The sequence below is a fragment of the Algoriphagus confluentis genome (assembly GCF_036245625.1).
Taxonomy (GTDB): Bacteria; Bacteroidota; Bacteroidia; order Cytophagales; family Cyclobacteriaceae; genus Algoriphagus; species Algoriphagus confluentis.
On record NZ_BTPD01000015.1, the window covers coordinates 44,679 to 57,502 of the forward strand.

The following is a 12,824-nucleotide window of genomic DNA, read 5'->3' on the forward strand; positions in this document are numbered from 1 at the left end:
AGATAATGAAAGAGGGGACTTGTTGTCCCCTCCAGAAACTTTCGAATACGGCGCAAAAATAAGACAAAGATTTTCGAATTGCAAAAAGCTTATCCTCATTCACTTTGAATTTAAATAGCGAATGCAGAAGAAATCCCAGCTTAATTAGGTAAAATCGGTTTAGAGCTCCGGAAAGCAATTCTGTAAAAATTTCTTCTTTCCCTGAGTTTTATCGATTTAAGATAATAATTTTGCCGACCCGCGTTTAAAATCAGTATCGAGGTACTATCTTAAACCTTCAACACCAACTCCAATCCAATCAAAAGTACAAAATGGGATTATTTGATTTTTTCTCAAGTGACATTGCCATCGACTTGGGTACAGCCAATACGCTGATTATACACAAGGACAAAATCGTGGTAGATGAGCCCTCTATCATTGCCATAGACAAGACCAACAACCGGGTCTTGGCTGTGGGAAGAGAGGCGATGAATATGCATGAGAAAACCCACGAAAATATCAAGACCATCCGACCGCTCAAAGACGGGGTAATCGCCGATTTTTATGCCGCCGAACAAATGATCAGAGGCTTGATCAAAATGATCCCAGGCCAGAAAAAAGGCATGTTCCCTCAGTCTCACCGCATGGTAATCTGTATTCCTTCCGGAATCACAGAAGTGGAAAAAAGAGCCGTCAGAGACTCCGCAGAGCACGCCGGAGCCAAAGAGGTCTATATGATCTATGAGCCCATCGCAGCTGCAATTGGTATAGGCATCGATATCGAAAAACCCATGGGATCCATGATTGTGGATATCGGAGGCGGTACCACAGAGATTGCACTGATTGCCCTTTCCGGTATCGTAGCGGACCAATCCATCCGAGTAGCCGGCGATACTTTTACCAAAGATATTTTGGACTACATGAGAAGACAGCATAATCTTCTAATTGGAGAGCGCTCAGCAGAAAAGGTAAAAATAGCTATCGGTTCAGCTCTGACTGAATTGGACGAGGCTCCTGAAGATTATGAAATCCGTGGCCGGGATCTGATGACCGGGATTCCAAAAGTCATCAAAGTGTCCTATTCTGAAATTGCCTTTGCCCTGGACAAGTCCGTATCCAAAATCGAAGAAGCCGTTCTCAAAGCCTTGGAAATCGCTCCTCCGGAACTTTCTGCGGACATCTATGACAACGGAATCCACCTCACGGGTGGCGGGGCACTGCTGAAAGGTCTAGACAAGCGGCTTCACCAAAAGACCAAATTGCCTATCCACATTGCGGAGGATCCGCTAAGGGCTGTAGTAAGAGGCACTGGAACGGCTTTGAAAAACATCCAAAACTTCCGAACTGTACTGATGACCTAATCGCTGAATGCTACGCATCCTTCAATTTCTTTACCGATTAAGAGCATTCCTATTATTCATCCTCTTGGAAGTGATAGCCATCTGGATGGTCGTCACCAACAACTCCCCTCAAGGGGCGGCTTTCTTCAACAGTTCCAATGCAGTCATTGGATCTGTATTGAAGAAGCAAGCCGACTTGGTGCAATTCTTCTCTTTGGCAGAAGCCAATGAATCCCTGACGGAGGAAAATGCCGAAATCAGGTCGAAACTTACTTTCCTCACCTATCCTGCCGATAGCCTATATCTGCCCCTTGATTCTGCATTGGAGATGACCTATGAGTTTCGAGGAGCTAGGGTCATTGCCAATTCCCTGCGTTTTGCGCAGAATTACCTTACCCTCAACAAAGGAAAAAAGCATGGGGTAAAGCCCGGAATGGGTGTCTTCAATCCTGATGGCGTGGTGGGACGAGTCAAATCCGTCTCAGAAAACTATTCGGTAGCTTTCTCCCTGCTCAATACAGGCCTGTTGATTTCGGCCAAAATCAAATCCACCAATGACCTGGTCTCCGTGCAGTGGGATGGCAAAAATTCCCTGGAGGCCAATCTATTGTATGTGCCAAGGCATATTTTAACCCAACCCGGGGATACGGTAATTACTTCTGGATTCAACGCGGTTTTTCCGGAGGGTATTCCTATCGGAGTCATCAATGAGGTCAATCCCGATACGGATAATCCGAATTACCTGAAAATCCGAATCAAACTGAGTACAGATTTCAGCAAAGTGAGCTATGTCTACTTGGTAGAAAATACCCAGTTTGAGGAATTGGACTCGCTCTATCAACAGTCAGAGATTAGCAATGAATATTAGAAGTTTTTTTTCTTACCTGTTTAGCTTGTCGGCCTTACTGCTGATCCAGATATTTTTTCTGAAAAATCTGGCGTTGTTTGGTCAGGCCTTCGCTTTTCTGTATTTGTTGGGGATTTTGCTATTGCCGATCAGTATTCGTGCAATTCCTCTGCTTTTGATCGCTTTTGGTATGGGATTCATGGTAGATGTTTTCTACGAAACGATTGGAATTCACATGGCAGCAGCGACTCTCTTTGCCTTTTTAAGACCACTATGGCTTCGGGTAATCAGCCCCACCGGAGGCTATGATGACTTACAGGCTCCCACCCTGGGGGAAATGGGCTTGGGTTGGTTTTTGAGCTATGCTTTTCCTCTGGTTTTTCTCTTTTCCATGGCCTTTTTTGGCCTAGATCAGTGGGGATTTGGAAGCTTTTTTTCAATTCTGACAAAAAGTCTTTTTTCCTCGATTTTCACTTGCCTTTTGGCTATACTTGTGCAACTTCTGTTCTTCAAACGTAGGAGGGGAATCTGATGAATGATCAAAGACCGGTAATCATTCTCATCTTTATTTTCCTGGTGAGTTTGGTTCTCCTTGTCCGCCTGTTTTCTATTCAAGTACTCGATGACAGTTTTCTGAAAAAAGCTGAACGGAACGCTATCCAACGAATCGTAGACCATCCCTACCGGGGATTAGTCTATGATCGAAATGGAGAACTTTTGGTCTACAATAATCCCATTTTTGATTTGATGGTGGTCCCTAAAGAACTGAAAATTAAGGATACCCTTCAATTTTGCAAGCTATTTGAGATTTCCAAAGAGGACCTAAACGTAGCCTTGACGGCTGCCCGAAAGTATTCTACTGTGAAGCCATCCCCGCTGATCAAGCAGATCTCCACGACGGATTTTGCAAGGATACAGAATTTTCTGGTCGATTATCCGGGGCTGTTTATCTTGACCCGATCCGTGAGGTCCTATCCCAACTCCACCGCTGCCCATGCATTGGGGTATATCGGAGAAATCAGCGGAACCCAACTTGAGAGAGACACTACCAAGTATTATACCCAAGGAGATTACGTCGGCTTGAGCGGACTGGAAAGGTTTTATGAAAATGACCTTCGAGGAAAAAAGGGGGTCAAATACAAAATGGTCAATGTCCGGGGTGTGGATAAAGGTCCATTCAAAGACGGGGAGTACGATACTGCCTCCATCGCAGGAAAAAACATCACCTCAACCCTGGACATGGACCTTCAGCGCTACGGGGAGATGCTCATGCAAGGAAAAAAAGGGTCGGTGGTAGCCATAGAACCCAAGACCGGAGAAATTCTGGCCATGATCTCAGCGCCGTTTTACGACCCCAATGTACTGACAGGAGCAGATTTCAGTAAAAACTACCTCCAACTCAATCGGGACCCTGAAAAACCCCTGTTTAATAGACCCATCATGGCCACCTACCCTCCTGGATCTATTTTCAAAATCGTTCAAAGCCTGATAGGACTGCAGGATGGAATCTTGGTGCCTGAGACAACCTTTTCCTGCAACCGTTCCTTAGTGGCCTGCCACAATCACCCAAGTCCTGTCAATCTATTTGGAGCTATCCGTAATTCCTGCAATCCCTATTACCATCAAGCATTTCGGCAAATCATCAACCGTGAAATCGTCTCCAATACGTTCAAGGATACGGAAATCGGCCTGAATGACTGGAAGGAAAAAGTAATGCGCTTTGGGCTGGGGTCCAATCTGGGCGTGGACGTCCCCAACGAAAAGCCCGGCCAAATCCCCTCGGGAAATTACTACAACAAAATCTACGGGGAAGGTAGGTGGAAGTATTCTACGATCTATTCTCTTTCGATCGGACAGGGAGAGATGCTGGTCACTCCCCTTCAAATGGCAAATTTGGCTGCCATCTTTGCCAACAAAGGGTACTACTACATCCCGCATTTGATCAAGGCAGTGGATGGTGATCCCACACTTATTCCCGGAAAATACCAAATCAAGCGTGAAGTGGGTGTAGACGCCCATCATTTTGATCTGATCCAAAACGCCATGGCAGAGGCCATTTATGGAACAGCCGCAAGAGCAGCGATGAAGGATATCACCCTGGCTGGAAAAACAGGTACCGCGCAGAATCCCCATGGGGAAGACCACTCGGTATTTATTGCTTTTGCTCCGAAGGAGGATCCAAAAATCGCCATAGCCGTCTACGTGGAAAATGCAGGCTGGGGAGGTAGGGCTGCTGCCAGTACAGCCTCCTTGATGATTGAAAAATACCTGCGGGGAGAGATCACGAGACCTGCGCTTCAGGAATATGTAGTAGCAGGCAATTTTATTTATTAAATGAGAGAATCTGATATTCAAATCAGTCGGGTGGACTGGAGCGTGGTCCTCATCTATTTTGCCTTAGTAATTTTTGGCTGGTTCAATATCTATGCGGCAGTGTATGATAGTCAAGCTCCTCAGAGCATGTTTGATATGTCTATCAATTCAGGGCAACAGCTCGTGCGGATCGGAATCTCGGTGATCTTGATCATCTTGATTATGGTGGCGGACTATCGGTTTTTTGAAAATCTATCCTTGTTTATTTTCCTTTTTTTTATAGCTCTCCTCGTAGTCACTCCATTCATAGGAAAAGAAGTCAATGGACAGGTTTTGTCCATTGGTTTCGGCAGTTTTAGAATTCAGCCTGGAGAATTTGCCAAGTTTGCCACAGCTTTGGCCTTGGCCAAAATTATGGAGAGGCCCACTTTTGACCTGACTAAAACTAAAAATCAACTGATTGCTTTCGGGGTACTATTTATTCCCATTCTATTGATTTTACTTCAGCCGGACACCGGAACAGCCATGGTGTTTTTTGCTTTCCTTCTGATGTTTTATCGGGAAGGGCTGCCTCAATGGTATTTTTTGTTGGGTTTTGGAATGGTGGCTTTAGCCCTATTGGCATTAGGAGTAGAAAACAACCTCTACCTGGTAGCAGCTATTGCACTACTGGTTATCACTTTGTCACTTTTGGGCAGAAGGAGCGTGAAAAAAACCATAGTCCTTTCCCTCATCGGTTTGGGACTGATCGCATTTACCTACTCCCTCGACTATGTGGTATCCAAGCTTCCCCCGCATCAGCAAAACAGAATCATGGTGCTTTTCAACCCCAATATTGACCCCTTGGGTGTGGGCTGGAATGTGACCCAATCCAAAATTGCCATTGGTTCCGGAGGCCTTTTTGGCAAGGGATACCTGGAAGGGACACAGACCAAGTTTGATTTTGTCCCTGAGCAGCATACAGACTTTATCTTTTGCACCTTGGGTGAGGAATTTGGATGGGTAGGCAGCTTGGTGGTAATCAGCTTATTTACGGGATTGCTATACAGACTGGTCATCATGGCCGAACGACAAAAAACCCGCTTTTCCAGAATTTATGGGTATGGGGTGATCTCGATTTTGCTCTTCCACTTCATGATCAATATTGCCATGACCATTGGGCTTTTTCCGGTGGTAGGTATCCCGCTTCCCTTTTTCAGCTACGGAGGTTCCTCACTTTGGTCTTTTACCGTCTTGCTTTTTATTTTTATCAAACTGGACTCTTCACGAGCCTCTCAGTTAGGTCGGTTGAATTGATGGAAGTAGGCAAAAAAAAGCTGGGTTTTCTCTCCGATTCCGAACAACCCAGTCTTCTTGCTAAAACTAGGGGAAAAAAATCAATCTGGATACTTGCGATAAATCAACATCAAGAACTCCCTTACCACTTCAGAATCAGTTTCCCAATCTAATTCTGCCACATAGCGGGAATTGATCAGCTCAATGGCCGATTCGAAAGACCCAGCCTGATCGATGGATTTGAGCGCATGCTTGAGCAAATCCGCGTTGCCATCGAATAGCTCCTTGGTAAACATAAACCGCTGATTCAAGGCCAGGCTATCGGACAATTCCCCCAAAATGCCTTTCATGCCTTTGTAGCTTTGGGCAGAAAAATGGGACTTTAAGGCCACTGAGTCCAAAGTCCCCTTGGCTGCTGGCGATTGGTATACGGGTTTGGCCGCTTCTACCACCGCCACTTTCACTTCTTCCAAAATCGGTTCTTCCTTAACGGTCACAGGAGTCTGTTCAGGGGAGATGGATCTGACCATCGGTTCAGGGTTGGGTTGTTCTTCTTTTTCAACAGAAGAGGTTGAATCGTGCCCCTTGTACTGATCTGTGTCAAAAGGACGAACATCTCCCAAGGTAGCCAAGAGAAGGTTTTCCGATTCCAGATTTTCGCGGATTACTTGATAGTTGGCCGCTATGGCTTTGAGATAAGGGTCCTTATCCTGACCAAAACCTGCCTTGTCTATGAGAAAAGTGATCACTAGATCGTGCCATTTGTAATACTTTCGGTTTTCCCTTAGGTACTCGTTGATTTTGCCTGAAGGAGCCTTTTGAATCTCAGTCTGGTAAAAATCCACAGGAAAACAGGCCAAATGAATCGATTGGCTGACCGCATCCTTGACCAGGGGTTCAAAGTGGGTTCGTTCCACTTTGATTCTTCGTGAAAGCACATTCATAAACTGGGTCAAAGCTTCATGGACAGAAATATCTCTGTAATCAAAAAACGGGTTGGATTTTAGCTTTCCCAATTCCTCCTGCCAAAGTTCAAAAAGCCGCTTGATGATAAAAAAATTGACCTGAACGCTGTTCGTCAACTGAATGATTTCCTGACCGGAAATGAACTTTCGGTCAGAAAAAAAGCGGTCGCAGACGATTTGGGCGTATTCTTTAGAATAATTTTCTAAATAATTGCTGTTAATTTGAATTGTCATGAATGGGTCCGGTTTTCAAAATCAAACGTAAAAATGCCCCGAATTATCATTCAAAACCTTGGAAATTTTGTCATTGAATCGGTGCACGGAGATCGTAAAGTTATCGAATTAATTCATGAAAATGGAATTGATTGGATGCATGCCTGCGGGAAAAAAGGAAGATGTACGAGCTGCAAAATGATTTTGATAAAAAATGAAGGAAAGCTCAGTGAGCCCACAGAAAGGGAGCTGTTCTACAGAAAACAAAACCGCCTAAAATCTTCCGAGCGCCTGACCTGTCAAACCCGTATCTTAGAAGGAGAGATCCTCATACGGGTCGCCGAAATCAATAAGTTTCCTCACCTTACCTATACCGAATAGTTCATGTTTATCGAGCCATCACCCAATACTCGACGACCTGCCGAACGAAAAGGACAGATCGAAGTGATCTGTGGATCTATGTTTTCAGGAAAAACGGAAGAGCTTATCCGAAGACTCCACCGGGCCAGAATCGCCAAACTCAAGGTGGAAATCTTCAAGCCCTCCATTGACAAGCGCTACCATGAATCCGATGTAGTCTCCCACAACGAAAACAGCATCCGCTCCACCCCGGTCCAATTTGCAGGGGATATTTTGCTCTTGGCTGGAAACTGTGAGGTGGTAGGCATTGATGAGGCCCAGTTTTTTGATTTCGAACTCCTCCGGGTGGTGCAGCTTTTGGCCAATCAGGGCAAGCGGGTCATCCTGGCAGGATTGGATATGGATTTCGAAGGAAAACCCTTTGAACCCATGCCGCAATTGATGGCCATAGCGGAATACGTGACCAAGGTCCATGCGATTTGCATGAAATGCGGGGATTTGGCTGCCTTTTCGCTCAGGCTCTCTGCCAGCAAGGATAAGGTCGTGTTGGGAGAAAAGGAAAGCTATGAAGCCCGGTGCAGAAAATGCTTTCTGGAGGATAAAAAGTAAATCCCCATGATCAAAAAGACCTCGGGCATTGCCTTAAGCTATATCCGCTACAAGGAGACCAGCATCATTGTGAAAATCTTTACCCGTGAGCTCGGGCTGAAGGCCTACCTGATCAATGGGGTCAGATCTCAGGGAAAAAGCAGCAAGATGGCACTCTATCAACCCCTAACCCTGTTGGACTTAGTGGTCTATGACAAGGAAAATGCAGGATTGCAAAGAGTATCGGAGGCAAAAATTCAATTCCCCCTTCAGATGATCCCTTTCGATTTTCAGCGGACCGGTATCGCTTTGTTTATGACCGAAGTGATCAGCAGAAGTATTTATGAGAACTATCAGAATGAGTCTCTTTTTGATTTCCTGAAAGAAAGTATTCAGATTTTGGATCAAAAAGATACGTTTTTGGCCCATTTTCCTCTCGTCTTTTTACTGGAAAAAGCCAAATACCTGGGTTTTGGCCCCGAAGAAGCCTCCCTGTACTTTGAAGAGTCCAGACAACAGCCTTTCACCCATACCGAGCAAAAAGAGGCTTACCATTTTATCAATGAGCTCCTGGACGGGGGCTACACCTGTCCCAAAAAAATCAATGCCGACCTCAGGAGAAAACTGCTGGATTTCTTGCTGGGATACTACAGTGAGCATCTGGACAATCCCAGCCCCTTCAAATCCCTGGCCGTGCTTCGACAGGTCTTATCCTGATTCTTTTAGGAAAAAAAGGAATCCTGTTTCAAAAAATTTGTTAAATCCAAAGCTTGGACTTATTATTGCGCTATCACCGTGTATGAGCAAGTCAGCCCACTTTGACTTGAGCTTTTCCTGCAGACCTTTTTTGCTCAGAAAATCATCCACGATTCCAATTACCACATCATACAAGATTTTATTTATTTCATTCCCTCTTTATGTACAACATAGAAGAACTCCGAATCAGGCTTTTATCTGAATTGAAGGAGATTGCTGAGGAACTTGGGGTCAAAAATTACAAAAACCTCAAAAAAGACGACCTAGTCTACGCCATCCTCGACCAGCAAGCCATCACCCCAGAGCAGGCACTCCCCAAGAAAAAGCCCTCCGTCGTCGAATCACAAGCGGAAGATGACCAAAAGAAAACCGAATCCGCTACAGTTGCTCCTACCACCCCCCCCGCTGATGCAGCTGATTTCAAACCGAAATTCAAAAGACAAAACGTGACTGAAGCCCCTGCGGCTCCAGCGGCCCCCGAAAAACCTGAGGCTCCCAAGGAAGAAAAACCCGTCTCAGAATCCAAGCCCAAGCGAGAACCTGCACCCAAACCCGAAAAAAAGGAGACTCCAAAAGCGGAAAAACCCCAACGAGATCCTGGAAACGCAGAAGAACCCAAGACATTCAGACCGAGAAGAAAGGTCTTTGAGGAAGTTGATGTCCATGCCAATGTTTCTGAAGAAACACCGCCCAATACTTCTTCCGACGAGGAGAGCAAAGGAGGCAAACAGGAATCTGAAATCGAACTTCCTAAGAGAAAAAACTTCAAATCTCACGACGAAGTGATGATGCCGGCTGCTGAGACGGTTCAGAACTCCAACCGAAAAAAACCTTTTGTCAGCCCAAGGGAATTTGACGGGGTGATCGAAAATGAAGGGGTTTTGGAAATTATGCCGGAAGGCTATGGATTTCTTCGCTCCTTGGATTACAACTACTTGGCTTCTCCGGACGATATTTATGTATCGCCCAGCCAAATCAAACTTTTTGGACTGAAGACCGGAGACCACATCAAAGGCTCCATTCGTCCTCCCAAAGAAGGCGAGAAATACTTTGCCCTGCTCAAATTGGGCACAGTAAACGGAAAAACTACAGACGAAATCAGAGACAGGGTACCTTTCGAATACCTGACCCCTCTTTTCCCTGAAGAAAGACTAAACCTGTCCACCAAGCCGGATGGATACTCCACACGAATCCTGGATCTATTTGCCCCTATCGGGAAAGGACAGCGAGGAATGATCGTAGCCCAGCCGAAGACTGGTAAGACTGTCCTCCTTCAACAAATCGCCAATGCGATCACTAAAAACCATCCGGAAGTCCATCTGATGATCCTGCTGATCGATGAGCGTCCGGAGGAAGTGACGGATATGGCCCGCTCTGTTCGGGCAGAAGTCATCTCCTCCACCTTTGACGAGCAGGCCGACCGCCATGTGAAGGTAGCCAACATCGTTTTGGAAAAAGCCAAGCGAATGGTCGAAGTAGGGCACGACGTGGTAATCCTTCTGGATTCCATCACCCGACTTGCGCGTGCACACAATACGGTGGTACCTAGCTCAGGAAAGATCCTCTCCGGGGGTGTGGATGCGAATGCATTGCACAAACCCAAGCGATTCTTTGGCGCGGCAAGAAATGTAGAGAACGGAGGTTCCTTGACCATTATCGCTACAGCCTTGGTGGAGACAGGATCCAAAATGGATGAGGTGATCTTTGAAGAATTTAAAGGAACCGGCAACATGGAACTGGCCCTCGACAGAAAGTTGGCCAACCGTCGAATCTACCCTGCTATTGATGTATTGGGATCAGGTACCCGTCGTGAGGACTTGTTGATGGACAAGGAAGAGATGCAGCGCGTATGGATTCTCCGCAAGCTCATGAGCGATATGAACTCTCAGGAGTCTATGGAATTCTTACTTAACCGTATGAAAGGAACCCGGGACAATGCTGAGTTTTTGATCAGTATGAATGGGTAAAGAGGTCCGATGGTGGATGTCTGGTGACCGATGCTTTGACTTCGCTCAGCACAGGTGCCCATATAAAAAAAATGAAACCGGCTCGGGAGGGTCGGTTTTTTTTGTAAAAATTATTCGGGAAAATCCGGTCCTTCAGACCTCCCAAAATCATGGGGTAATTCCATATTCTCTGGGCTGGTATGAGTCAGGCTTTCAGCCTTCTTTGTTGAGGCTACTTAGAAGTGATCCGGGGACTAGGCCCAAGGGGCCGACTTATATTAACCCAGTCCCGTAGGACTGGGGAAAGAGATACACAGTTGGTCAGGATTAGGCCTGAAAGGCCGACTAAATTAATGGAAATACATCACGGTCCTTCAGACCTTCACGATATACCCACTACAACACCATAATCTCAGGGCCGACACCCTGAGCTGGTATGAGGAAGGCTTTCAGCCTTTTGATTGATCCATTGAGATAGGTGATTCTTTAGGAGAAAAGGCCCAAGGGGCCGACTTATATTAACCCAATCCCGCAGGGCTGGGGAAAGAGATACATAGTTGGTCAGGATTAGGCCTGAAAGGCCGACTATATTAATGGAAATACATCACGGTCCTTCAGACCTTCACGATATACCCACTACAACACCATAATCTCAGGGCCGACACCCTGAGCTGGTATGAGGAAGGCTTTCAGCCTTTTGATTGATCCATTGAGATAGGTGATTCTTTAGGAGAAAAGGCCCAAGGGGCCGACTTATATTAACCCAATCCCGCAGGGCTGGGGAAAGAGATACACAGTTGGTCAGGATTAGGCCTGAAAGGCCGACTAAATTAATGGAAATACATCACGGTCCTTCAGACCTTCACGATATACCCACTACAACACCATAATCTCAGGGCCGACACCCTGAGCTGCAACAAGTCAGGCCTTCAGCCTTTTGATTGATCCATTGAGATAGGTGATTCTTTAGGAGAAAAGGCCCAAGGGGCCGACTTATATTAACCCAGTCCCGCAGGGCTGGGGAAAGAGATACACAGTTGGTCAGGATTAGGCCTGAAAGGCCGACTAAATTAATGGAAATACATCACGGTCCTTCAGACCTTCACGATATACCCACTACAACACCATAATCTCAGGGCCGACACCCTGAGCTGGTTTGAGGAAGGCTTCCAGCCTTCTTTGTTGAGGCTACTTAGAAGTGATCCCGGGACTAGGCCCAAGGGGCCGACTTATATTAACCCAGTCCCGCAGGGCTGGGATTTTAGAATAGCGAGATTTCCACCCAGGCCTGAAGGGCCGAATTTTTTTATTCATCCCACACATATTTTTCATCATATTCCACCTTATATTCTTCAAGAAACTCCCGATACTCATCCTGAAATGAGATTTTTTGATGATGCGCTTCCTGATTCTCAATGTATTTCTTGACCACTTCCAACTTGGATTGACTTACTGAGAAAACTCCATAACCATTTTGCCAGCTGAAGTTTTCATCTACCTCAATTTTTCCAATTCTTGATGAATTAGATTTTATTTTGTTTAAAAAATCAGCAATTGTGATAGTCCTTGGCAAGGTACATAGCCAGTGCAAGTGATCTGGATTGAGGTAAATTGCCTCTGTGAAGGATCCCAAATCACTACCAACTTTTACCAAATAGGATTCCATCCCAGCCTTTAATTCCTTTTTCACAAGTGGCTTTCTTCCTTTTGTAGAAAAAATGATGTGTAGGTAAACTTTTGCCAAAGATTGCGACATGACTCTTTAGATTAGGTTGAAAACCAATAGGATATCAATTCTAATTTAACTAATAATGAATTAATCACAATCGTATTATCAGGGAATTTAATTCTCGGAAAACACGGTCCTTCAGACCTCCTTTGAATTGTTCATTCATCATTCTCGGTTTCTCAGGGCTTACACCCTGAGCTATTATAAGTCAGGCCATTGGCCTTCTTTGCAATGCGCAAATAAGTGAAATTTAGGCCCAACGAGCCGACTTATACTAACCCAGTCCTCAGGGCTGGGATTTCGTGGCCCTATCAGTTCTCGTTAGGCCTGAAGGGCCGATTTAATCCGATTATATGTGCCAGATCGCATGAGTAAAGTACCAACCTTGGTAAGACTTTATCCAGATTACAAATATCCCAAAACGGAAGAGGCGAATATGCCAGGCACAAAATTGATTCCAGTTCATTATTCAGGTTAAAGGTTAAGATCATCTTCTTTATTTGTCAGATGCTC

General features: G+C 45.5%; 11 protein-coding genes. 9 read left to right on the top strand and 2 right to left on the bottom strand.

All coding sequences use genetic code 11. From position 1 onward, the window contains the following. The first annotated feature begins 311 nt into the window (after positions 1–311). The 5 genes from AAA943_RS18840 to rodA are packed head-to-tail and all read left to right on the top strand — an operon-like array spanning position 312 to position 5,775. Positions 312–1,340: a rod shape-determining protein gene (locus AAA943_RS18840; protein WP_067542855.1), complete on the top strand. Its 1,029-nt coding sequence runs from the start codon at positions 312–314 to the stop codon at positions 1,338–1,340. A gap of 7 nt (positions 1,341–1,347) precedes the next feature. Then, on the top strand, positions 1,348–2,187 hold the full coding sequence (gene mreC / locus AAA943_RS18845) for a rod shape-determining protein MreC (protein WP_338225851.1): 840 nt from the start codon (positions 1,348–1,350) through the stop codon (positions 2,185–2,187). Then, the gene (locus AAA943_RS18850; RefSeq protein WP_338225853.1) at positions 2,177–2,698 is read left to right on the top strand and encodes a rod shape-determining protein MreD; all 522 of its coding nucleotides are present in this window, start codon (positions 2,177–2,179) and stop codon (positions 2,696–2,698) included. Before mreC ends, AAA943_RS18850 begins: the two co-directional genes overlap by 11 nt. Further along, positions 2,698–4,500, top strand: coding sequence for a penicillin-binding protein 2 (mrdA, locus tag AAA943_RS18855; RefSeq protein WP_338225855.1), 1,803 nt, complete (start codon positions 2,698–2,700; stop codon positions 4,498–4,500). Before AAA943_RS18850 ends, mrdA begins: the two co-directional genes overlap by 1 nt. Then, entirely contained in the window at positions 4,501–5,775 is a 1,275-nt protein-coding gene (rodA, locus tag AAA943_RS18860; RefSeq protein ID WP_338225856.1) for a rod shape-determining protein RodA, read from the top strand. It begins immediately after the preceding gene. Between the two features lie 80 nt (positions 5,776–5,855). Here rodA and AAA943_RS18865 read toward each other — a convergent pair whose 3' ends face one another. Then, complete coding sequence (locus tag AAA943_RS18865) at positions 5,856–6,953, bottom strand: hypothetical protein (RefSeq protein WP_338225858.1); 1,098 nt, start codon at positions 6,951–6,953, stop codon at positions 5,856–5,858. Positions 6,954–6,986: 33 nt separating this feature from the next. On the opposite strand from AAA943_RS18865, the gene AAA943_RS18870 reads away from it, so the two are divergent. From AAA943_RS18870 to rho, 4 genes are all read left to right on the top strand, one after another. Then, complete coding sequence (locus AAA943_RS18870; protein ID WP_338225860.1) at positions 6,987–7,313, top strand: 2Fe-2S iron-sulfur cluster-binding protein; 327 nt, start codon at positions 6,987–6,989, stop codon at positions 7,311–7,313. Positions 7,314–7,316: 3 nt separating this feature from the next. Further along, positions 7,317–7,901 (top strand): thymidine kinase, encoded by a 585-nt coding sequence (locus AAA943_RS18875; RefSeq protein ID WP_338225862.1) that lies wholly within the window; start codon positions 7,317–7,319, stop codon positions 7,899–7,901. Between the two features lie 6 nt (positions 7,902–7,907). Then, the gene (recO, locus tag AAA943_RS18880) at positions 7,908–8,597 is read left to right on the top strand and encodes a DNA repair protein RecO (RefSeq protein ID WP_338225863.1); all 690 of its coding nucleotides are present in this window, start codon (positions 7,908–7,910) and stop codon (positions 8,595–8,597) included. Positions 8,598–8,797: 200 nt separating this feature from the next. Next, the gene (gene rho, locus AAA943_RS18885) at positions 8,798–10,603 is read left to right on the top strand and encodes a transcription termination factor Rho (protein ID WP_338225864.1); all 1,806 of its coding nucleotides are present in this window, start codon (positions 8,798–8,800) and stop codon (positions 10,601–10,603) included. 1,285 nt (positions 10,604–11,888) lie between these two features. Here rho and tnpA read toward each other — a convergent pair. Then, positions 11,889–12,338 (bottom strand): IS200/IS605 family transposase, encoded by a 450-nt coding sequence (gene tnpA, locus AAA943_RS18890; protein ID WP_338225867.1) that lies wholly within the window; start codon positions 12,336–12,338, stop codon positions 11,889–11,891. Positions 12,339–12,824: the final 486 nt, after the last annotated feature.

Excerpts from the sequence above, each read along its gene's own strand:
- AAA943_RS18850 (WP_338225853.1), top strand. The coding sequence starts at position 2,177 with ATGAATATTAGAAGTTTTTTTTCTTACCTGTTTAGCTTGTCGGCCTTA.
- rho (WP_338225864.1), top strand. The coding sequence starts at position 8,798 with ATGTACAACATAGAAGAACTCCGAATCAGGCTTTTATCTGAATTGAAG.
- rodA (WP_338225856.1), top strand. The coding sequence starts at position 4,501 with ATGAGAGAATCTGATATTCAAATCAGTCGGGTGGACTGGAGCGTGGTC.
- AAA943_RS18865 (WP_338225858.1), bottom strand. The coding sequence starts at position 6,953 with ATGACAATTCAAATTAACAGCAATTATTTAGAAAATTATTCTAAAGAA.
- mreC (WP_338225851.1), top strand. The coding sequence starts at position 1,348 with ATGCTACGCATCCTTCAATTTCTTTACCGATTAAGAGCATTCCTATTA.
- mrdA (WP_338225855.1), top strand. The coding sequence starts at position 2,698 with ATGAATGATCAAAGACCGGTAATCATTCTCATCTTTATTTTCCTGGTG.
- AAA943_RS18870 (WP_338225860.1), top strand. The coding sequence starts at position 6,987 with ATGCCCCGAATTATCATTCAAAACCTTGGAAATTTTGTCATTGAATCG.
- AAA943_RS18875 (WP_338225862.1), top strand. The coding sequence starts at position 7,317 with ATGTTTATCGAGCCATCACCCAATACTCGACGACCTGCCGAACGAAAA.
- AAA943_RS18840 (WP_067542855.1), top strand. The coding sequence starts at position 312 with ATGGGATTATTTGATTTTTTCTCAAGTGACATTGCCATCGACTTGGGT.
- recO (WP_338225863.1), top strand. The coding sequence starts at position 7,908 with ATGATCAAAAAGACCTCGGGCATTGCCTTAAGCTATATCCGCTACAAG.
- tnpA (WP_338225867.1), bottom strand. The coding sequence starts at position 12,338 with ATGTCGCAATCTTTGGCAAAAGTTTACCTACACATCATTTTTTCTACA.